Origin of the sequence: Tessaracoccus sp. MC1756 (genome assembly GCF_014164735.1) — a bacterium.
Classification (GTDB): Bacteria; Actinomycetota; Actinomycetes; order Propionibacteriales; family Propionibacteriaceae; genus Arachnia.
Map to the genome: position 1 here is coordinate 680,755 of NZ_JACJFZ010000002.1, position 19,649 is coordinate 700,403.

18 protein-coding genes are annotated in these 19,649 nt (G+C 68.7%); 8 read left to right on the forward strand and 10 right to left on the reverse strand.

What is annotated here, in order from left to right:
• Positions 1-22 precede the first annotated feature (22 nt).
• Positions 23-820: a hypothetical protein gene (locus H5393_RS08520; RefSeq protein ID WP_182766273.1), complete on the forward strand. Its 798-nt coding sequence runs from the start codon at positions 23-25 to the stop codon at positions 818-820.
• Between the two features lie 9 nt (positions 821-829).
• Here H5393_RS08520 and pdxH read toward each other — a convergent pair whose 3' ends face one another.
• Positions 830-1,468 (reverse strand): pyridoxamine 5'-phosphate oxidase, encoded by a 639-nt coding sequence (gene pdxH / locus H5393_RS08525; protein ID WP_182766274.1) that lies wholly within the window; start codon positions 1,466-1,468, stop codon positions 830-832.
• A 56-nt stretch (positions 1,469-1,524) separates the two neighbouring features.
• On the opposite strand from pdxH, the gene H5393_RS08530 reads away from it, so the two are divergent.
• Positions 1,525-1,887: a hypothetical protein gene (locus H5393_RS08530; RefSeq protein ID WP_182762658.1), complete on the forward strand. Its 363-nt coding sequence runs from the start codon at positions 1,525-1,527 to the stop codon at positions 1,885-1,887.
• Here the strand turns inward: H5393_RS08530 and H5393_RS08535 are convergent.
• Positions 1,884-2,543 (reverse strand): DUF1707 domain-containing protein, encoded by a 660-nt coding sequence (locus tag H5393_RS08535; RefSeq protein ID WP_182766275.1) that lies wholly within the window; start codon positions 2,541-2,543, stop codon positions 1,884-1,886. The genes H5393_RS08530 and H5393_RS08535 overlap by 4 nt on opposite strands.
• A gap of 86 nt (positions 2,544-2,629) precedes the next feature.
• Between H5393_RS08535 and H5393_RS08540 the strand changes: the two genes are divergently transcribed.
• Positions 2,630-3,634 carry a hypothetical protein gene (locus H5393_RS08540; protein WP_182766276.1) on the forward strand — a complete coding sequence of 335 codons (1,005 nt, stop codon included), beginning with the start codon at positions 2,630-2,632 and terminating at the stop codon, positions 3,632-3,634.
• A 32-nt stretch (positions 3,635-3,666) separates the two neighbouring features.
• Here the strand turns inward: H5393_RS08540 and clpB are convergent, their stop codons facing one another.
• Positions 3,667-6,237 carry an ATP-dependent chaperone ClpB gene (gene clpB, locus H5393_RS08545; protein ID WP_182766277.1) on the reverse strand — a complete coding sequence of 857 codons (2,571 nt, stop codon included), beginning with the start codon at positions 6,235-6,237 and terminating at the stop codon, positions 3,667-3,669.
• A gap of 188 nt (positions 6,238-6,425) precedes the next feature.
• Between clpB and treS the strand changes: the two genes are divergently transcribed.
• Positions 6,426-8,636 (forward strand): maltose alpha-D-glucosyltransferase, encoded by a 2,211-nt coding sequence (gene treS, locus H5393_RS08550; protein ID WP_370585956.1) that lies wholly within the window; start codon positions 6,426-6,428, stop codon positions 8,634-8,636.
• 57 nt (positions 8,637-8,693) lie between these two features.
• Here treS and H5393_RS08555 read toward each other — a convergent pair whose 3' ends face one another.
• From H5393_RS08555 to H5393_RS08565, 3 genes are all read right to left on the reverse strand, one after another.
• On the reverse strand, positions 8,694-9,575 hold the full coding sequence (locus H5393_RS08555; protein WP_076063170.1) for a carbohydrate ABC transporter permease: 882 nt from the start codon (positions 9,573-9,575) through the stop codon (positions 8,694-8,696).
• Positions 9,572-10,846, reverse strand: a complete 1,275-nt coding sequence (locus H5393_RS08560; protein ID WP_182766279.1) for a carbohydrate ABC transporter permease — start codon at positions 10,844-10,846, stop codon at positions 9,572-9,574. The genes H5393_RS08555 and H5393_RS08560 overlap by 4 nt, the downstream gene beginning before the upstream one ends.
• 92 nt (positions 10,847-10,938) lie before the next feature.
• Entirely contained in the window at positions 10,939-12,360 is a 1,422-nt protein-coding gene (locus tag H5393_RS08565) for an ABC transporter substrate-binding protein (RefSeq protein WP_182766280.1), read from the reverse strand.
• A 170-nt stretch (positions 12,361-12,530) separates the two neighbouring features.
• Here H5393_RS08565 and H5393_RS08570 point away from each other — a divergent pair, with 170 nt between their 5' ends.
• The gene (locus H5393_RS08570) at positions 12,531-13,028 is read left to right on the forward strand and encodes a histidine phosphatase family protein (protein WP_182766281.1); all 498 of its coding nucleotides are present in this window, start codon (positions 12,531-12,533) and stop codon (positions 13,026-13,028) included.
• Positions 13,029-13,042: 14 nt separating this feature from the next.
• On the opposite strand, the gene H5393_RS08575 is transcribed toward H5393_RS08570, so the two are convergent.
• Positions 13,043-13,618, reverse strand: a complete 576-nt coding sequence (locus H5393_RS08575; protein WP_182766282.1) for a hypothetical protein — start codon at positions 13,616-13,618, stop codon at positions 13,043-13,045.
• A 153-nt stretch (positions 13,619-13,771) separates the two neighbouring features.
• On the opposite strand from H5393_RS08575, the gene H5393_RS08580 reads away from it, so the two are divergent.
• Positions 13,772-15,562 (forward strand): glycoside hydrolase family 3 protein, encoded by a 1,791-nt coding sequence (locus H5393_RS08580; RefSeq protein WP_182766283.1) that lies wholly within the window; start codon positions 13,772-13,774, stop codon positions 15,560-15,562.
• A 37-nt stretch (positions 15,563-15,599) separates the two neighbouring features.
• On the opposite strand, the gene H5393_RS08585 is transcribed toward H5393_RS08580, so the two are convergent.
• From H5393_RS08585 to H5393_RS08595, 3 genes are read right to left on the reverse strand one after another with little or no spacing between them, the layout of a single operon-like run.
• Positions 15,600-16,469, reverse strand: a complete 870-nt coding sequence (locus H5393_RS08585; RefSeq protein ID WP_182766284.1) for a hypothetical protein — start codon at positions 16,467-16,469, stop codon at positions 15,600-15,602.
• A gap of 25 nt (positions 16,470-16,494) precedes the next feature.
• Positions 16,495-16,770 (reverse strand): DUF2277 domain-containing protein, encoded by a 276-nt coding sequence (locus H5393_RS08590; protein WP_182766285.1) that lies wholly within the window; start codon positions 16,768-16,770, stop codon positions 16,495-16,497.
• A gap of 11 nt (positions 16,771-16,781) precedes the next feature.
• Positions 16,782-17,138 carry a VOC family protein gene (locus H5393_RS08595; RefSeq protein ID WP_182766286.1) on the reverse strand — a complete coding sequence of 119 codons (357 nt, stop codon included), beginning with the start codon at positions 17,136-17,138 and terminating at the stop codon, positions 16,782-16,784.
• A gap of 167 nt (positions 17,139-17,305) precedes the next feature.
• On the opposite strand from H5393_RS08595, the gene tdh reads away from it, so the two are divergent.
• The gene (tdh, locus tag H5393_RS08600; RefSeq protein ID WP_182766287.1) at positions 17,306-18,331 is read left to right on the forward strand and encodes an L-threonine 3-dehydrogenase; all 1,026 of its coding nucleotides are present in this window, start codon (positions 17,306-17,308) and stop codon (positions 18,329-18,331) included.
• A gap of 108 nt (positions 18,332-18,439) precedes the next feature.
• Positions 18,440-19,624, forward strand: coding sequence for a glycine C-acetyltransferase (locus tag H5393_RS08605; RefSeq protein ID WP_182766288.1), 1,185 nt, complete (start codon positions 18,440-18,442; stop codon positions 19,622-19,624).
• The last annotated feature ends 25 nt before the right edge of the window (positions 19,625-19,649 follow it).

Here is a 19,649-nt window from a genome sequence, read left to right on the forward strand (position 1 = left end):
GTCGGGGACTAGTGTGGCGGGCATGACCCGACGCATCAGTCGCTCCACCCTCGCCACCGCAGTTCTGAAGTCCGCCGCGTGGGCGGGCATCACCCTGATCGACCCCAACCGCCTCAGCGGGTGGAAGAAGCACGCCTACTGGCTGGCCATGGCCGGGGGCACCGCCGCCGAGGTGGCGCTGCCCGACGACGGCACCTACCGCCCCGCCGGCCTGAGCACCGGTCTGGCGCTGGGCACGGCCGGCGTGACCTACGGCGCGCAGGACCTCCTGGCCCGCAGCGACGCCTGGTCCATCAAGCAGCTGCAGCGACTGGGCATCAGGCGCCCCCGGCTCTGGGCCGCTGCCGGTGTCTTCGCCTCGATGATGGCGGTCTCCCTGGCGCAGGGTTCCGAGCCCGCGGCGGAGGATGCTGACGGGTTCGACGAGTTCGGCCAGCCGCTCCCGGAGACGCTGGAGCCGCTCCCGGCCGAGGCGCGGGCGGTCATCACCGCGCTGCTCGACGCGGTCGACGATTACGGCAGCGAGGAACTGCGCGTCCAGCTCGAGGACGCCGTGTGCCGCGACGAGGACGGCCACTACCTCCTGGTGCCGGACCCGGAGGCTCCCCTCACGCTGCTGGACAGCTACACGTTCCCGGCGAGCGCCACGTTCACGCGCGACGGCGCCACCCACGTGCTCATGCTCGACATCGAGGACGGGCAGCTCTCGTACCTGTCGCACATGATGGAGCCGTACCCCGAGGACGACGCCGACGTGGACTGCTCGCTGCCCGAGGTCTCAGAACTGCGGGTCATCGCAGGTCTCGCAGCAGCAGACTGATCCAAGCGCTCAAGGCTGCAGGCGCTCGTTCGCCCACCCGTCGGCGGTGCGGCGGCAGACGACCCGGTCGTGCAGGCGGCCCGGCAGCCCCTGCCAGAACTCGAAGGTGTCGACGCTGAGCACGTAGCCACCCCAGTGCGGTGGGCACGGCACGTCCCGGCCCTCGAAACGCCGCCTGGCCTCCTCCAGCGCGGCGACCAGGTCGTCGCGGGAGCGGATCGGCGACGACTGGTGCGAGGCCCACGCCTCCAACTGGCTCTCGCGGGGGCGCTTGGCGAAGTACTCCTCGGACCGCTCCCGCGCCAGCCTGGTCACCGAGCCGACCGCCCGGACCTGCCGCATCTGCAGCGGCCACCAGAACGACACGGAGGCGACGGGGTGCTCAGCCAACTCCCGGCCCTTGGCCGACTCATAGCTGGTGAAGACCACCAGCCCGTCCGGCGAGATCTCCTTCAGCAGCACGATCCGCGCCTGCGGGCGACCGTCGGCGTCGACGGTGGCCAGCGTCACTGCCGTCGGCTCCGGTTCCCCGCCGGCGAGCGCGTCGTTGACCCAGTCGTCGAGCAGCCGCCAGGGTTCAACCGAGGCGACATCGTCGGGCAGGGGCGCGCCGGTGTAGTCGCGCCGCACATCGTGGAGGTTGGCCATGGACCCATCCAACCATTCCCCCCACGGGCCGAGACAGGGGGGACTAACGTCGGCACATGAGCTACGACATCGCCGTGTTCGATCCCGTGGGCGCCCCCACCGACGACGACGCCTTCGTCGCCTGGTTCCAGCGGCAGAGCGCCCCGGACGACGACCCCGACGCGGGCACCGTCGCCCTCCGCAACTGGTTCTCTGATTTCTCGGGCCACTTCCCCGCCCTCAACGGCCCCTACGCCGACGACGACGGCACCACCACGTATCGCTTCGGCCGCACCGTCACGATGGCGAGCTGCCCCGACGGCGGGGCAGAGAAGGCGGCCAGGACCGGTCGTTCGCTGGCGGCCAAGCACGGCGTGGGGTTCTACAACGCCAACTCGGGCGATGAACGACTGTTCCTGCCCGGCGGCGGAACCAGCTAGCGGCCGATCTGCCGTCCCCAGGAGTCGACGGTGTTCTTCGCCGTGCGGAGATCCGCCCCGGTGAGTTCGCGGTAACGCTTGACGGCGTTGATCTTGCGGCCAGCGCGCACCTCGTCCATGACGTACTCGCGCTCCGAGTAGGTCAGGGGGCGAGGCGGCTCCATGCTCGGCGCCGCGCTGAGGCCGCGTCGGTTCTCGAACACCATGGGGTAGATCAGCCAGATCCACAGCGCCATGAGCACCACGAGGAAGCCCCAGTCCAGTGCCCCGGCCAGCGCGATGCCCACAAAGATCATCCACCACTGCGCGTACCAGGGGCGCGGAGGCTTGCCCAGCTGGACAGGCGCATTGGGCTCGGCGTACGGCATGGGCTGCTGCTCGTAGCCGTAGCCCTGCGTGTTGAGGTCGTAGCCGTAGACCGGCGGCACCACGGGCTGCGGCGACGGCGCCGAGGCGGGGTACGGGCTGCCCGGCTTGGGGTTGGGGAGGTCCAGAAAAAGTGACGTCAGGTCGCTCTCCGTGCGGGCGCTCAGCGCGCGCGACATCCGGTCGTCGAATTCCTCCGAGCTCAACCGGCCGGTGGCGTGGTGCTCGCGGAGCATCCCGACAGCGTCGTCGCGTTCAGCATCCCCGATGCGCATGAAGTCCCCAGCCATGAGCACCAGCGTACCTTCCCACTCGCCCCATAAATGTCGGTGGCAGGACTAGGCTGAAAGCACCGAATCAACTCCTTGGGGGAGCAATGGGATTCATCAGACGCGTCGCCCTCACAGCAGTCGCGGCGGCCACAGCTATGACCGGATTCACCGCCTCACCGGCGCATGCCGCGCCCGTCTACGACACCAACGGACCGGTCGTGACGGTCTACAACACCCCGGGCAACCAGAGGGTCAACGGACGGCTCTGGAGCACCGCGTGCGCCAAGTACAGTTCCACCGTCGTGCGCTGCACCACGAACCTGTGGTCCACCATCGTGGTCCACCAGGGCACCCAGTACATCAACGAGACCGGTTGGCACTTCAACAACCTCACGTACCTGCCCTCCCACCGCGCGGCCTGGGCGGGCAACCCGCTGGCCACCACCGGGCAGTTCGTCAGCGCCGGCCGCCCATGGCGGACCGAATGCGACACCGCCGCCACCGGGCATGGGGCGTGCCGCAGCTACATCTGGACCCGGTACGTCTCCACGGAGGGGGGCAGCCCCTGGCTGCGTCAGGGCTGGGTGTTCAACAACCAGGTCCTGTTCGCCACGCCCACCGTGCCACCCGTCACCGCCGTACCGCCCATCGTGTTGGACCGGGCGGTCCTGACCCCCACCGGCTTCGGCCCCCTCCAAGCCGACATCTCGGACTTCGACGCCAAGACGCTGGGGTTCAAGGTGGACAAGAGCTACGTGCGGGAGGACGGGAGCACCTGCTCCACCGTCGAGACGCCGGACTCGTTCGTGAACCGCTACGGCGTCTGGTCGAGCCCGGTGATGGACCAACTCATCGTGCGATCGCCGCAGGTCAAGATCACCGACGGAGCGGGCGGCGTCTCAACCTTCCGCCTGGGCCAGACGGTGGACCAGTTGAAGGCCGCCTACGGAGCCGCCCTCACCGAGGAGAACAGCCTGTTCTACCTCCGCGAGGGCGACTCGTGGCTCTCCTTCAGCGCCAACACCTTCGACGAGAGCGGCGACCCTGCTGTGGTCGACCTGATCACCGCCGGGGAGAAGTGGTACGGCGGGTACGGCTGGTGCGAATGATCGACGACGGGGCCTGACCGGCGCCGACGAACTCAGGCGACGATGGCGATGCCGTCGTCCACCCTGTCGAAGCGCACGGTCTGGCCGTCGTTGATCGCGCCGGACAGCAGGCCGCGGGCCAGGTCGTCTTCGATGGTGGACTGCACCAGGCGACGCAGCGGCCGCGCACCGTAGACGGGGTCGAAGCCCGCCTCGCCCAGCCACAGCTTCGCCGCGTCGGACACCTCGACGGCGATCCGACGGCTGGCCAGCCGCGCGTTGAGGCGCCGCAGCTGGATGTCGACGATCTGGCTGAGCTGCTCCCGGCTCAGGGCATCGAACAGCACCACCTCGTCGAGGCGGTTGAGGAACTCCGGCCGGAACGCCTGCCGCACCACGGACATGACCGACTTCTCCTTCTCCTCGCGGTCGAGGAGCGGATCCGCCATGAACTGCGAACCAAGGTTCGAGGTCATGATCAGCAGCGTGTTGCGGAAGTCGACGGTGCGGCCCTGGCCATCCGTCAGCCTGCCGTCGTCGAGCACCTGCAGCAGGATGTTGAACAGATCCGGGTGCGCCTTCTCCACCTCGTCGAGCAGGATCACCGAGTAGGGCCGGCGACGCACCGCTTCGGTGAGCTGGCCGCCCTCCTCGTAGCCGACGTAGCCCGGAGGAGCACCGACGAGACGGGCCACCGAGTGCTTCTCGGAGTACTCGCTCATGTCGATGCGCACCAGCGCGGTCTCGTCGTCGAACAGGAAATCCGCCAGGGCCTTGGCCAGCTCGGTCTTACCGACACCGGTGGGGCCGAGGAACAGGAACGAACCGGTGGGCCGGTTCGGGTCCGAGATGCCGGCGCGCGAGCGGCGCACGGCGTCGGACACGGCCACGACGGCGGACCGCTGGCCGATGAGGCGCTCACCGATGCGCTCCTCCATCTGGAGCAGCTTCTCGGATTCGCCCTGCAGCAGGCGCCCGACGGGCACGCCCGTCCACGCGGCGACGACCTCGGCGATGTCGCCGGCGCTGACCTCTTCGGAGACCATCGACGGTGTGGCGTCGGAGGCCTCCGCCTCCGCCAACTCCTTCTCCGCGGCCGGGATCTCGCCGTAGAGGATGGTGGAGGCCTTGGTGAGGTCGCCCTCGCGCTGGGCGCGATCTGCCTCCATGCGCAGCTGGTCGATGCGCTCCTTCAGGTCGCCCACCCGGTTGAGGCCGGACTTCTCCGATTCCCACCGGGTCTCGAGTCCGCGCAGCTTCTCCTGCGCGTCGGCGAGCTCGGCGTTCAGGGCGGCGAGGCGCTCACGCGAGGCCTCGTCGTCCTCCTTCTCCAGGTGGAACTTCTGCATGGTCATGCGGTCCACGTCGCGGCGGAGCATGTCGATCTCCTCCGGCGAGGAGTCGATCTCCATCCGCAGGCGCGACGCGGCCTCGTCGACGAGGTCGATGGCCTTGTCCGGCAGCTGTCGGCTGGTGATGTAGCGGTTCGACAGCTCGGCGGCCGCGACCAACGCGGAATCCGTGATGCGTACCTTGTGGTGCGCCTCGTACCGCTCGCGGAGGCCGCGCAGGATGGCCACGGTGTCGTCAACGGAGGGCTCCCCCACGTAGACCTGCTGGAAGCGCCTCTCCAGCGCGGGGTCCTTCTCGATGCGCTCGCGGTACTCATCGAGCGTGGTGGCGCCGATCATCCGCAGCTCACCGCGGGCGAGCATGGGCTTGAGCATGTTGCCCGCGTCCATGGCGCCCTCACCGGACGCGCCGGCGCCGACGACGGTGTGGAGTTCGTCGATGAACGTGACGATCTGGCCCTCGGCCTCCTTGATCTCGTTCAGCACGGCCTTGAGCCGCTCCTCGAACTCACCGCGGTACTTGGCGCCGGCCACCATCGACGCGAGGTCGAGCGACACCAGCCGCCTGCCCTTCAACGAATCCGGCACGTCGCCTGCGACCAGTCGCTGCGCAAGGCCCTCGACGACGGCGGTCTTGCCGACGCCGGGCTCACCGATCAGCACCGGGTTGTTCTTGGTGCGCCTGGCCAGCACCTGGACCACGCGGCGGATCTCCTGGTCGCGGCCGATGACCGGGTCGAGTTTTCCGGAACGCGCCCGCTCCGTGAGGTCGATCGAGTACTTCTCGAGGACGGATTCGCCGCCCTCGGATTCAGCGGAGGTGACGCGCTTACCCCCACGGGAGGCCTCGAACGAAGCCTTCAGCGCGTCTGCCGTCACGCCGGCGTTGTCCAGGATGGTCTTTGCATCGGAGGCGATGGTGGCCAGCCCGATGAGGAGGTGTTCGGTGGCGACGAAGTCGTCGCCGAGGGAATCCGCCAGCGTCTCCGCCGCAGCGAGCACGCGCGCGAACGGCCCGCTCAGGGCGGGCTGGCTGACCGAGCTGCCCGACGTGGAGGGCAACTTCTTGATGGCGGCGACAGCGGCCCCATCCACCTGGTCAGCGCGGGCGCCGACGGCCTCGAGCAGGGCGCCGACGGTGTTGTCAGGAGTCAGGAGGAGTCCGTGCAGCAGGTGCACGGGCTCGGTGTTGGGGTTGCCGTTGGTGAGAGCCTGCCGGACCGCCGCCGTGACGGCGTCCCGCGACTTCGTCGTGAGCCGTTCCGTGTTCATGTAGCTGGATCTCCTGGTTCTGTTCTCAAGCGCAGTCCCGCGCTCTGGATACAAAGTTGAGTCTACATCACTCAACCTTGTTCAGGCCCATTGTATTCCACCGACATCCCCTCATCCCCGCCCCCGGACGAGGGCGCGGCAGACCGTACGTGCGCTGCGCGCGCGAAGTGACCGGTAGCGTAAGGCAGGTGACCACGACACCTGAGAACCCGGTGCCCGAGCAGATCGACGACGACGAACTGCTCGAGGCAAGCTTCGACCAGCAGCGGTTCGCGGCCCGCCCGGCCCGGCTGCGGCCCCGCGCCCGCCGTCGCTCCGACGACCAGGGGCCCATCGCCCCGCCGTTCACCGCCTCGGGCGCCAACCGGGCCTACGTCGAGTGGCTCGAGGAGCAATCCATGCTCCACGACGCCAACCAGATCTCGCGCCAGGTGGCCGGCAAGCACCTGATGTGGGCCCACCCCTACGCCCACCCGGACCCACGCGCGGCGGTGCAGCGGGCCTCGGTGTGGTTCACCGCCTACCCGCTGTCGCACATGACGGACCGGGCGCAGTCCTTCCTCGGCTCCCTCGGCAGCCAGGAACTGTGGGAGGCCTTCTCCAGCATCGGGATCGAGGCCGTCCACACCGGCCCGGTGAAGCTGGCCGGCGGCCTGCACGGCTGGGAGCCCACCCCGTCAGTGGACGGCCACTTCGACCGGATCTCGATGGCCATCGACCCGCTGTTCGGCAACGAGGCCGAGTTCCGCGAGATGTGCGAGACCGCCACCAAGTACCACGGCACCATCATCGACGACATCGTCCCCGGCCACACGGGCAAGGGCGCCGACTTCCGGCTGGCGGAGCTGAACTACCGTGACTACCCGGGGGTGTTCCACATGGTCGACATCCCGCCGGAGCACTGGTCGCTGCTGCCCGACGTGCCCGAGGGTCGCGATTCGGTCAACCTCTCCCCCGAGGCCGAGCAGGCACTCTCCGACGAGGGGCTGATCATCGGCGCTCTCCAGCGGGTGATCTTCTACGAGCCCGGAGTCAAGGAGACCAACTGGTCCTGCACGCCCCCGATCGTCGACTACAAGGGCGTCGAGCGGCGCTGGGTCTACCTCCACTACTTCAAGGAGGGCCAGCCCACCATCAACTGGCTCGACCCCACGTGCGCCGGCATGCGGCTGGTGATGGGCGACGCGCTGCACTCGCAGCTGGACCTCGGCTCCCGCGGCCTCCGGCTGGACGCCAACGGCTTCCTGGGCGTCGAGAAGACGTTCGGCTCCCCCGCCTGGTCCGAGGGCCACCCGCTGTCGCTGGCCGCCAACCAGCTGATCGGATCACTCGTGCGCAAGGTGGGCGGGTTCACCTTCCAGGAGCTGAACCTCTCCATCGACGACATCGCCCGCACCGGCACCGTCGGCCCTGACCTCTCCTACGACTTCATCACGCGCCCGGCCGCCCAGTTCTCGCTGGCGACGGGCGACACCGAGTTCCTGCGGCTCGTGCTGCGCGAAGCCATGCGCCTGGGCATCGACCAGGCGTCGCTGGTGCACGCCATGCAGAACCACGACGAGCTCACCTACGAGCTGGTCCACTTCACCACCACGCACCGCGACGACGAGTACACCCTCGGCGGCCAGACCTACACCGGCGGCGAGCTGGCCGAGCACGTCCGCGAGACGATGCGCGAGAAGCTGACGGGGCCGGCGGCCCCGTACAACTCGCTGTTCACCACCAACGGGATCGCCAGCACCACCGCGTCGATCGTCGCGGCCTCGCTCGGGTTCACGGACCTCGACGCGATCTCCGACAGCGAGGCGCGGCGCATCTCCAACGCCCATCTGCTGCTGTGCATGTTCAACGCCTGGCAGCCGGGCGTGTTCGCCCTCTCCGGGTGGGACCTCGTCGGCGCGCTGCCGCTGGACCGCGAAGAGGTCAAGGCCCTCACGGCGATGGGCGACACCCGGTGGATCGAGCGCGGCGCCTACGACCTGCTGGGCGTGGCCCCGGACGCGAAGAAGTCGGCGAGCGGCATGCCGCGGGCCCGCGCGCTGTACGGCTCCGTGCCGGACCAGTTGAAGCGCGAGACGTCGTTCGCGAGCCGGCTCGCCGCCGTCCTCAAGGTGCGCAAGCGCAACGGTCTGCCCACCGGCGCCCTGGTGGATGTGCCGGAAGTGGGCGACAAGGCGCTGCTGGTGCTGGTCAACGAGTTGGAGACGGGCACCACCCAGATCACCGCCCTGAACTTCGGCGGCGAGAAGCTGAGCGCCCGGGTGCAGTCCGACAAGCTGCCCAGCGGCCGCGTGTTCGACCTGTCCACCCGACGCAAGGTGGGCACCGTGGACGACCTCGGCGGGTTCACCGTCGAACTACCCGCCTACGGCGGCCAGGCGATGATCATCCGCAACTGACCCAACAGCACGCGTCCCCTGCGCCCGGATCAGGCGCAGGGGACGTGTGCTGTGTGACTACTTCTGCGAACCGGCCAACAGGGCCTGCACGAAGTAGCGCTGGAAGGCGAAGAACACGATCAGCGGCACGATCATCGACAGGAAGGCACCTGCCGAGAGCACGTCGATGTTCGAGCCGTACTGCCTCAGCTGGGACTGGATCGCCACCGTCAACGGCATGGACTGCGCGTTGGTGAAGATCAACGCCACCAGCATGTCGTTCCAGGTCCAGAGGAACTGGAAGATCGCCAACGACGCGATGGCCGGCAGGCCCAGCGGCAGGATCATACGGAAGAAGATCTGCCACTCCGACGCACCGTCGACCCTCGCCGCCTCCAGCAGTTCCGAGGGGAACTGCGTGAAGAAGTTGCGCAGCAGGAAGATGGCGAACGGCAGGCCGAACGCCACGTGGAAGAGGATCACGCCCAGCACACTGCCGAAGATCCCCAACTGCCCGAAGAGGCGGGCCAGCGGGATCAGCGCCACCTGGATGGGCACCGCGAGCAGCACGATGACGGCGATCAGCAGCCAGTCGCGTCCGGGAAACTGGAGCCACGCGAACGCGTAGCCGGCCAGGGCCCCGATCATCACGACCAGCGCCGTCGTCGGCACCGCGATCACGACGGTGTTCCAGAAGGACCCCGTGATGGTGGGGTTCGACAGCAGGTTGGCGTAGTTGTCCAGCGTGAGCTGCGCCGGCGCGGTGAATACGTTCCACCAGCCCGACGCCGAGTTGTCGCCGGAGCTGCGCAGCGACGTCAGCAGCAGCCCGACGGTGGGCACGAGCCAGAAGATCGCCACCACCGCCAACACCACGTTCACGATCGAGTTGTTGAAGACGCGCAACACCTTCTGTGCCGGTGTGAGCTTCGGTTTCACGATGCTGAGTTCGACGGTCATCGCCCGCGCTCCTCTCGGAAGCGGCGGATGTTCAGGATCATCGACGGCAGCACCAGCACCAACAGCAGGATGGCCAGTGCGGAGCCGAGGCCGTAGTCGTTACCGCCACCGAACGACACGGTCCACATCTCCACCGCGATCACGTTCGCCGTGGGTTTCGAGGCACCCGGCGGGATGACGTAGACCAGGTCGAAGATCTTCAACACGTTGATGATCAGCGTCACGAACACCACCACCAGCACGGGGGCGAGCAGCGGCGCCGTGATGCGGGTGAACACCCGCCACTCGTTGGCGCCGTCGATCCGGGCCGCCTCCTGCAGCGACGGGTCCATGGCCGACAGGCCCGACGAGATCATCACCATCGCGAAGCCGGCCCAGATCCACACGTAGGACAGGATCACCACGGCGTTGATGAACGTGGAACTCAACCAGGAGACTCCTTGGGCGCCCTCGCCGAAGTTCGACGCCGGGAGCGCCACCCGGTAGTTGCCTCCGGGATCCAGCCCTTCGATCACATAGGTGCCGTTGGGTTCCGTGGTGGCGTTGCCGGCGATGGAGCCGTCCTCAGCCACCGCGTCGACCCGGATGCCGGGCAGGCCTGACTTGCCCTCCTCGAGGGCGCCCTGCGTGCCACCACCGCCGGGGATGACGTCCAGGAACACGGTGCCGGAGATCTGGTCGTCGCCGGCCTCGGGAGCCGCGACGGCCCCCTCCGCCGTCTCCGGGAGGTTGTTCTGCCGGATGCCGATCAGCGGCAGGTCCACGACAGTGCCTGTGCCCACCGTCGACTCCGTGCTGATGATGCCGCCCTCAGCGGTGAGGCCGACGTCCTTGCGCGGGTTGGCCCCGGGATAGTTGGCGGTGTCCGTGAAGGTGTTCTGCACGCCGACGATGGCGGCATTCACGGCACCGAGCTGCGGGTTCTCCTGGAAGAGGCCGCGGAAGATGACGCCGGCGGCGAGCATGGAGATGGCCATCGGCATGAAGATGATCAGCCGGAAGGCCGTCTTCCACTTCAACCGCTGCAACAGCACCGCGAAGATCAGGCCGAGGACGGTGCAGATCACCGGGGCCACGAGCACCCACATGATGTTGTTGCGGATGGCGGTGAACGTGGTCTCGTTGGTGAACATCGTCACGTAGTTCTGCCAGCCGGTGAAGTTGTCCCCGCTCCTGTCGTAGAGCGAGCGCACCAGGGTGAACACGATGGGGTAGGCGACGAGGGCGCCGAGCACCACGAGGGCCGGCGCCAGGAAGGAAGCGATGATCAACCCGCGCTTCAAGCGACCCGAGGACCGGGGCTTGTGAACCCCGGTCCTCGGACGCTGTGGCGCGGTGACTACAGCAGTCACCGGAAGCCTTGTCAGCCGCCGTATGCCGACGCGGCAGCAGCCTCGAGGCGCTGCATGGTGCCGTCGACATCAGACGGGTTCTCGTAGAAGGTGATCATTTCCTGCCAGAAGCCCTGGCCCTGCGTGCCGCCGAACGCGCTGGGCGTCAGGTCGGACATGTCGAAGCGGAACGCCTCCGCACCCACGAGGGCTTCGGCGATCTGGCGGGAGGTGTCGTCCGGGTACAGCGAGGTGTCGACACCGTTGTTCGGCGAGGTCAGGCCGCCCAGGGGCACCCACACCGAAGCGGCCTCGGGCGAGGCGAGGTAGGCCATGAGCGCGTTGGTGGCCTCGTCGTCGGTGAACTGGATGGCGACGTCGCCGCCGCCGACCACTGCCGCTTCGGAGCCGTTGACGGACGGGAAGTCGAAGAACAGCGCGTTCTCGCCGACGGTGGAGTTGCCGTCCTCCGTGATGACGCCGGCCACGAAGTCGCCTTCGTAGACGGTGCCGGCCTGCGGGTCAGCCCCGAAGACCTCAGTGATGGACTCGGGGAAGCCGCGCTGGGCGCCGCCCTCCTGCACCAGATCCGTGCCCCACAGCTGGGCCAGCACGTCGAGAGCCTCCTTGACCGACGGATCCGTCCAGGGGATCTCGTGGTTGGCGAGCTGGTCGTACATTTCGGGACCGGCGGTGCGCAGGTAGACGTTCTCGAACCAGTCCGTCAGCGGCCAGCCGACGTCGGCGCCGACGGAGATACCGGCATAACCCGCGTCGCGGATCAGGCCGAGCTGCTCGAGGAAGCCCTCCCAGTCTTCGGCGGCGGCGGGATCTGCCCCGGCCTCACTCCAGAGGTCGGCGTTGTACCACATGGTGGACTTGTTGGCCGCCTTGAACCAGACGCCGTAGAGCTCACCGTCGACGCTGCCGAGGTCGAGCCAGGACTGCGAGTAGTTCTCCTCGACGGCCGCCTTGACGTCGTCGGACAGCGGCATGATGCTGCCGTCAGCGGCGAGCTGCTGCATGAGGGCCGGCTGGCCCACGACGGCGACGTTGGGCGGCGTGCCGCCCTCGAGCTGGCCGGAGATATAGGTGGGGCCGTTGTCGCCGAAGCTGGTGTAGGTCACGCTGGCGCCGGTGGCGTCCTCGAACTGCTGGAGGACGGCCTCGAAGTTGGCCTGCTCCGCGCCGGACCAGGCGGCGACGACGTTGAGGGTGGTGCCGGACAGGTCCGCGGCGGCGCTCTCGCTGCCGGAGGCGCTCTCGCTGCCGGCGGGACTTTCGCTGCCGGCGGGACTTTCGCTGCCGGCGGGGCTCTCGCTGGCAGCGGTGGTCCCGCCGTCGGTGCCGGCGGTGGGTTCGGTGTCGCCGTTTCCGCAGGCGCTGAGCAGGGCGACGCTGGCCATGCCGAGAGCGGCAAGGGCCGCTACGTGTTTACGGGATCGATTGAACATGTGTCTCCTTCGTTTGCGACGACACTTTTCAACGTCGCTCCTCGCGACAGCGTCGTCGTCTAGCCGGTGAACACTTCCAACCTAGCCACCCGTCCAAGCCTGTTCACGCTAACAAATGTCTCTTTTCGCTAACTTTTCCACTATCCCCTCCGCGTGCTTAGGGTGGAGGCATGGCAGTGACGCTGATTCTCGTCCGGCACGCGAAATCCGACTGGCACACGGACGTCCCGGACCGCCGCCGTCCACTCTCTGACAGGGGCGTTCGCCAGGCAACGGCCACCGGCCAGTGGCTGGGCGCGACCTTCACCCGGGTGGACCTCGCCGTCGTCTCTGTGGCGACGCGGGCCCAACAGACCTGGGGGATCTTGTCCGCACATCTCCACCCCGCCTCAGGAACAATCGACTCGGAAGACGCCTACACCTTCGACGGGGAGGAACTGGCAGACGTTGTCTCCGCGCTGCCGGGCTCTGCGTCGACGGTGGTCCTCGTGGGCCACAACCCAGCGCTCGAGGAACTGATCGGGCTCGCCACTGGACATCCCGTCCCCATGCGGACGTCGGCCGTGGCGGTCCTCACCCTCCCCAGCTGGGGTGCCGTCGCCCAGGGCGAGGGCACCGTCATCGCCGCCGGACGCCCGGCGGACGACAACTGGTCGGTGCGCCCGTAGTTCCGGTGTGAACCTCAGCGCAGCAGCGCGAGCAGGTCGTGGCGCGGGCCGCCGTCGTCGGTCCAGTCCGCGATGAGCGTGCCGAGCGCGTCGCCGGGCACGTCGGCCGAGCGCTCCAGCACCCGCACCAGTTCCACCTCCGCGTCCGACCCCTCGCCCGGCACCACGCCGCTGCCCTGGACGTCCATGACCAGCGGCAACACGTTGCCGTCGTGGTCGTGCACATCCGCCTGGCCGTCCGTCTCGCGGATGACGCGCTCCAACTCCTCCATGAACACCGGGTCCGTGGCCGCGTCGTAGCAGTAGCGGGTGCCCAGCACGGAGTGTTCGAGGGTGCCGATGAGGTCTCCCCCGTCCAGCGGAGCGGCCCGCCAGGTGACCGGAACGAAGTAGGCGTGCGCACCGTCCGAGATGACCATGGAATCCAGCCCGACCTCACCGTCGGGATCCACCAGGCGGAAGTTGGCGACGCGCTCGAGCTTGCCCGCGTCGCCGAAGAACCAGTGCTGGCGGGGCAGCCAGTCCTGCAGCAGCTCGATCTTGGTGGGGCGGAGTTCTGCTCCGACGTGGACTTCAGCAGCGCCGCTCATGGTGCCTCCTCGTGTCATTCGCAACCTTAGGCGGTCCGTGGGGCAGCCCCGGCGGAGTTCGGGTCACAGCGCCATCACCCCCTTGTCAGTGACCCCTGCCGGTGGCAGAGTGACGAAGATCGCCCCCTCCAGGGCGATGTGAAAGGAGCAAAGATGCTGACCTTCAACCGCCGACAGATGCTCGGCCTCGGCGTGGGAGCGCTCGCCGCGAGCGCAGTGGCGGGCCGCCTCCCGGCCGCCGCCGACAACATCACCGGCTATGTCCGGTCCGTCGTCTCCCGCATGACCCTGCCCCAGAAGGTGGGCCAGCTCATGGTCTCGGAGGTCTACGGGATCGACCCCACCGTCGAACACCCCGGCAACATCGAGCGCTTCGGCATCGGCAAGGGCGTCGACGTCGTGCGCGAACTCCAGCTCGGTGGCGTCATCTACTTCGCCTGGACCGACAGCTTCACGCGCGGCCCCGAGGGTGTGGCCGCACTGAGCAACGCGCTGCAGGCCACGGCCCTCGAGACGCGGGTCACCGCCTCCAGGGGCCGCCCGGTGGGCGACAAGGTGGCCGTGCCCCTGTTGATCGCCACAGACCAGGAGCAGGGCCTCGTCACGCGCTTCGGCCCGCCGGCCACGCAGTTCCCGGGCGCGATGGCGCTGGGTGCCGGCCGCTCGGCGGACGACGCGCGGGTGGCCGCTGCCATCACTGGCAAGGAGCTGCGCGCCGTCGGCATCAACACGAACTTCGCCCCGGTCGCCGACGTGAACGTCAACCCGGACAACCCGGTCATCGGTGTGCGCTCGTTCAGTTCAGACCCTGCGTTGGTGTCGCAGATGGTGGCCGCGCAGGTGGAGGGCTACCAGGGAGAGGGCGGCGTCTCCGCGTCGGCCAAGCACTTCCCCGGCCACGGCGACACCGCCGTCGACTCCCACTACGGCTTACCGCTCATCACCCACACACGTGAGGAGTGGGAGCGGCTCGACGCTCCGCCGTTCCGTGCGGCGATCGCGGCCGGGATCGACATGATCATGACGGCCCACCTGCTGCTGCCCGCCTTCGACGAATCCGGAGACCCGGCCACCCTCTCCAAGCCCATCCTCACCGGCCTGCTGCGCGACGAGCTCGGCTACGACGGCGTGGTCATCACCGACGCACTCAACATGGAGGGCGTGCGGGAGATGTACGGCGACCCCGAGGTGGCCGTCCGGGCGCTGGAGGCCGGCGTCGACATCCTGCTGATGTCGCCGTCGCCCATCGAGGCGCGCGACGCCGTACTCGACGCGGTGCACTCCGGCCGCATCGACGAGGCGGAGATCGACCGCAAGGTGGAGCGGGTGCTGCGCATGAAGCACCGTCGCGGCATCATCTCCGCGCCCACGTGCGACCCCGCCCTCATCAGCAGCGTGGTGGGGATCCCCGAGCACCTGTCCATCGCCGACGCCGTCACGGACCGCACTGTCACCCTGGTGCGCAACGACGGCGTACTGCCCATGCCGGTCAGCGGCAAGCGGGTGCTGGTCACCGGCTGGGGCGTGGGGACGACGACGAACGTGCAGGCCGCGTTCACTGCTGCCGGCGCGACGGCGACCAGGCTCAGCTACAACAGCCCCACCGCCGCCAACATCGCCACGGCGGTGGCAACAGCCGCCGACCAGGACCTGATCGTGGTGCTCACGAACAACGCCGGCCCCACGTCCCCGCTCGTGAGGCTGGTGAACGCCCTGGTGGAGACGGGCAAGCCGGTGGTGGCCGTCGCCGTCCGCAACCCGTACGACGTGGGCAACTACGAAGCCCCGGCGGAGATCTGCACGTACTCCTACGCGCCGGTCATGCCGGGTGCGCTCGTGCGGGTCATCACCGGTGAGGTGAACCCCACCGGCAAGCTCCCCGTCGACGTCCCTTCGCCGTCGGGCGGCGTGGCCTATGCCTTCGGGCACGGGCTGAGCTACTAGCCACCCCTACCGTTCGAGCCCGCCGGGGGGGCCCGGTTCACGACTCCTGATGGTCGGCGAACCACTCGGCCCCGGCGGGCTCCAGCGCTCTGGCGACCTCCACCATCTCGTCTGCACCCCAGTCGCTGTCGCCGCCGTCGGGCCAGAGTTCCGCGTCGACCTCGCCCATTTCCCTGCAGACCCGCCGGAACGACTGGCCCTCCCCGGAGGCGAAGATGTCGTCCCCCATGCCCGTGACGTTGCCCTCGCCGCATTCCCGGACCCCGGTGGGCTCCAGCACGATGCGCAGCCAACCCGTGTGCTCCGGCGTGCGCAGGTCGTAGATGACCTGGTCCGGCGTCGCCCGGACCAGGCGTAGTTCGGGCGCCTCGATGCTGGTGGGCGCGACGAGGGGCAGCGTGGTCGTCCGGAACTTCTCGGCCCGCTGCTGCAGTTGGCTGCGACGGTCCAGGTGATCGCCCAGGGTGAGGAGCGCCACCCCCACCGCGATCCCCGCCAGCAGAGCGATGCCGCCGACGAGGAGCCGCCTGGGTCTCAGCCCGGAGGCGGTCAACGCCGCCGCCACGGGTGCCACGGCAGCCAGCAGCACACCGGCCCGGGCGGGCACGCCGTCGAAGGTCGTGAAGAGCGCCACGCCCGCCACGGCCACGGCGAGCAGGACCGGCACGAACCACCAGCGCAGCCCCAGCCTCACGGCCAGGAAGACCACCACCACCACGCCCAGCGCCGCGCCGGCCAGGGCGCCCAGGAACGCGTAGCCGACGTTGCAGAGGAAACCGCTGCACGGGACCAGCGCCGCCCCAACTCCGCCCAGCAACGCCGGGACGAGGATGGACAGGTAAGCCAGACCCGCGCCCAGCCACAGGAGCGAGCCGGCGCTGTGTTTCGGGGGCTGGGTGCGCGGCATTCCTGCAGGGTAGCCGGGGAGGGGTCTAGCCCGTGGCAGCGAAGCGTTTCGCCGAGCGGGCCTTCGCCTTCTCCGCCTCCTCCTGCCGGTTCTTCGGCGGGGCTACGGTCACGAGGTCCTCCAGAAGGTGGCGCGTGATGTGAGCCACCTCCTCGACGGCGTGGTTGAACGCCTCCTCATTGGCCTTGCTCGGCTTCGTGGTGCCGGAGACCTTGCGGACGAACTGCAGCGCGGCGGCGTGCACCTCGTCGTGCGTGGCGGGCGGCTCGAAGTTGTTCAACGGGCGAATGTTGCGGCACATACCCAGCTCTCCTACGTGGTTCCCTCGTAGAGGCCGATGGGGTTGCCGTCCGGGTCCTCGAACACGGCGAACCAACTGGTGGGGGTGATCTCGGTCTTCCCCATGACCACGGTGACACCGCGGTCCTTCGCGAGGCTGAGGGTGTCGTCGATGGAATCCACCTCGACGTAGGAGCGGGGCTGGGTGAAGCCGTCGCCCCGCGGGGCGAGGCCGCCGCCGCTGATCTGGTTGGGGGCGCGCCACATCGGGTAGCCCTCGAAACCGGGGTACTCCTGGATGTCCCACCCGAACAGGGCGGAGTAGAAGTCCTGCGACCGCTTGAGGTCCGAGACCGGAATGTCGATGTGGGTGATGTCGCCGTGGGCCATGGGAGCCTCCTTCACACTCGGTTGCCACCAGCCTAAGCCGGGCCTCGGCCCAGTAACAAGGGTTTCCGCACCCGCAGAGGCGGAATCGCGGGCGGGCCGGTGAAGGTGGACGCTCGTTGCGGCAGGGCGCCCGCAGGCGGCGCGGGCGGCGTGCCACGATGGTTGACATGTTGGCCCTGGTGAAGACAGCTCCCGGCCCCGGGCTGGAGCTCATCGACATGCCCATCCCCGTCCCCGGCCCCAACGACGTGCTCCTCAAGATCCGGCGCACCGGCATTTGCGGGACCGATGTGCACATCGACCGCTGGGATGGCTGGGCCGAGAAGAACGTGAAGTGCCCGCGCATCATCGGGCACGAGTTCTGCGGCGACATCGTGGAGTTGGGCTCGTCGGTGACCAACCTCGAGGTGGGCCAGTTCGTCTCCGGCGAGGGGCACTACGTCTGCGGGCGGTGCCGGGCCTGCTTGGCCGGCAAGCGGCATCTCTGCCGCAACTACAAGGGCATCGGCTACCACGTAGACGGCGTGTTCTGCGAGTACTTCGTGATGCCCGCCCGCAACGTGTGGGTGCATCCCGACGGCATGAACCCGGACGTGGCGGCCATCTTCGACCCCTTCGGCAACGCCGTGCACGCCGCGCTCCAGTTCCCCGCGCTGGCGGAGGACGTGCTCGTCACCGGCGCCGGCCCCATCGGCATCATGTCCGCGCTGGTGGCCAAGTTCCAGGGCGCCCGCAACGTGGTCATCACGGACCTGTCCGACGAGCGCCTCGAGCTGGCCCGCTCGCTGGGGCTCACGTCGACCGTGAACACCGGGGTCGAGCGACTGGAGGACGTCTACGAGCGCTTCGGCATGGTGGAGGGTTTCGATATCGGTCTCGAGATGTCCGGCTCCGGGCCGGCGCTGCGCTCGATGATCGACAACATGACGCACGGTGGGCGGATCGCGCTGCTGGGGTCGCCGACGAAGGAACTCACCGTCGACTTCGCCACCATCATCTTCAACATGCTCACCATCCAAGGTGTGACCGGGCGCGAGATCTTCGAGACCTGGTACGCCATGAACGCGCTGATCCGCTCCGGCCTGGACATCTCCGGCGTGATCACGCACCGGTTCCCGGCCGAGTCCTTCGCTGAAGCCTTCGAAGTCGCCTCGGATGGCCGGTCCGGCAAGGTCATCCTCACGTGGGACTGACCACGTCGCATGGGATCTCCGCCGGTTGGGGGCTGCCCGCTCAGCTCTTCGCGGGTGACCCCCAACTGGCGGCATTCCCATGCAGGTACTTTTCCGAACAGGAGCACCATGACCTTCCTCGATGACATCAGCCAGCAGATCCAGGCCCTCCGCGACGAGGGGCTGTACAAGGAGGAGGCCCCGCTCACGACGGCGCAGGCCGCGCACGTCGGCACGCTCGGCGGCGAGGTCATCAACCTGTGCGCCAACAACTACCTGGGCCTGGCGGACTCCCCCGAGCTGATCTCCGCCGCGAAGGGGGCGCTCGACCGCTGGGGCTTCGGCATGGCCTCCGTGCGGTTCATCTGCGGCACGCAGACGCAGCACCAGGACCTGGAGGCCAAGCTCACCGGCTTCCTCCGGAAGGGCGCCGAGGGCTTCGACACGATCCTCTACTCGTCATGCTTCGACGCGAACACCGGCCTGTTCGAGACCATCTTCGGTCCCGAGGACGCCATCATCTCCGACGAGCTCAACCACGCGTCGATCATCGACGGAGTGCGCCTGACGAAGTCGCAGCGCCTGAGGTACCGCAACCGGAGCCTCGACGAACTGCGTGCCCAGTTGGAGGCCGCCAAGGGCGCGCGCCACCGGGTGATCGCCACAGACGGCGTCTTCTCGATGGACGGCTACGTCGCGCCCCTCGACGACATCTGCACGCTCGCCGACGAGTATGGCGCGCTGGTGATGGTCGACGACTCCCACGCCGTCGGCTTCATCGGCGACACCGGCGCCGGCACGCCGGAACTGTTCGGCGTGACCGAGCGGGTCGACATCCTCACGGGCACGCTGGGCAAGGCTTTGGGCGGCGCGTCGGGTGGCTTCACCTGCGCGCGCGGGCCCATCGTCGAGTTGCTGCGCCAGAAGTCGCGGCCGTACCTGTTCAGCAACTCGCTCGCCCCCGCCATCACGGCCTCGGCGATCGCCGTGATCGACCTCATCGCCTCCCGGCCCGAGTTGCTCGACCGGCTCCGCGAGAACACGGCCTACTTCCGCCGCCGGATCGTCGAGGAGGGCTTCGAGGTGCCCGAGTCTGACCACCCCATCGTCCCCGTGATGATCGGCGACGCGGCGCTGGCCGCCCAGATGGCCGACGAGATCCTCGCCCGGGGCGTCTACGTGCGCGCGTTCTCGTTCCCCGTGGTGCCCCGCGGCAAGGCGCGGATCCGCACCCAGTTGTCCGCGGCCCTGACCCGGGAGGACCTGGACGCGGCGGTGGCGGCGTTCGTCGCCGCCCGGGACGCTGTCGCCTGACCGCCAGGCGTGGCGACACTGGTAG

Bases quoted from the DNA above. Each gene is read 5' to 3' on its own strand.
- H5393_RS08520 (WP_182766273.1), top strand. From the start codon at position 23: ATGACCCGACGCATCAGTCGCTCCACCCTCGCCACCGCAGTTCTGAAG.
- pdxH (WP_182766274.1), bottom strand. From the start codon at position 1,468: ATGGCCAACCTCCACGATGTGCGGCGCGACTACACCGGCGCGCCCCTG.
- H5393_RS08530 (WP_182762658.1), top strand. From the start codon at position 1,525: ATGAGCTACGACATCGCCGTGTTCGATCCCGTGGGCGCCCCCACCGAC.
- H5393_RS08535 (WP_182766275.1), bottom strand. From the start codon at position 2,543: ATGGCTGGGGACTTCATGCGCATCGGGGATGCTGAACGCGACGACGCT.
- H5393_RS08540 (WP_182766276.1), top strand. From the start codon at position 2,630: ATGGGATTCATCAGACGCGTCGCCCTCACAGCAGTCGCGGCGGCCACA.
- clpB (WP_182766277.1), bottom strand. From the start codon at position 6,237: ATGAACACGGAACGGCTCACGACGAAGTCGCGGGACGCCGTCACGGCG.
- H5393_RS08555 (WP_076063170.1), bottom strand. From the start codon at position 9,575: ATGACCGTCGAACTCAGCATCGTGAAACCGAAGCTCACACCGGCACAG.
- H5393_RS08565 (WP_182766280.1), bottom strand. From the start codon at position 12,360: ATGTTCAATCGATCCCGTAAACACGTAGCGGCCCTTGCCGCTCTCGGC.
- H5393_RS08570 (WP_182766281.1), top strand. From the start codon at position 12,531: ATGGCAGTGACGCTGATTCTCGTCCGGCACGCGAAATCCGACTGGCAC.
- H5393_RS08575 (WP_182766282.1), bottom strand. From the start codon at position 13,618: ATGAGCGGCGCTGCTGAAGTCCACGTCGGAGCAGAACTCCGCCCCACC.
- H5393_RS08580 (WP_182766283.1), top strand. From the start codon at position 13,772: ATGCTGACCTTCAACCGCCGACAGATGCTCGGCCTCGGCGTGGGAGCG.
- H5393_RS08585 (WP_182766284.1), bottom strand. From the start codon at position 16,469: ATGCCGCGCACCCAGCCCCCGAAACACAGCGCCGGCTCGCTCCTGTGG.
- H5393_RS08590 (WP_182766285.1), bottom strand. From the start codon at position 16,770: ATGTGCCGCAACATTCGCCCGTTGAACAACTTCGAGCCGCCCGCCACG.
- H5393_RS08595 (WP_182766286.1), bottom strand. From the start codon at position 17,138: ATGGCCCACGGCGACATCACCCACATCGACATTCCGGTCTCGGACCTC.
- tdh (WP_182766287.1), top strand. From the start codon at position 17,306: ATGTTGGCCCTGGTGAAGACAGCTCCCGGCCCCGGGCTGGAGCTCATC.
- H5393_RS08605 (WP_182766288.1), top strand. From the start codon at position 18,440: ATGACCTTCCTCGATGACATCAGCCAGCAGATCCAGGCCCTCCGCGAC.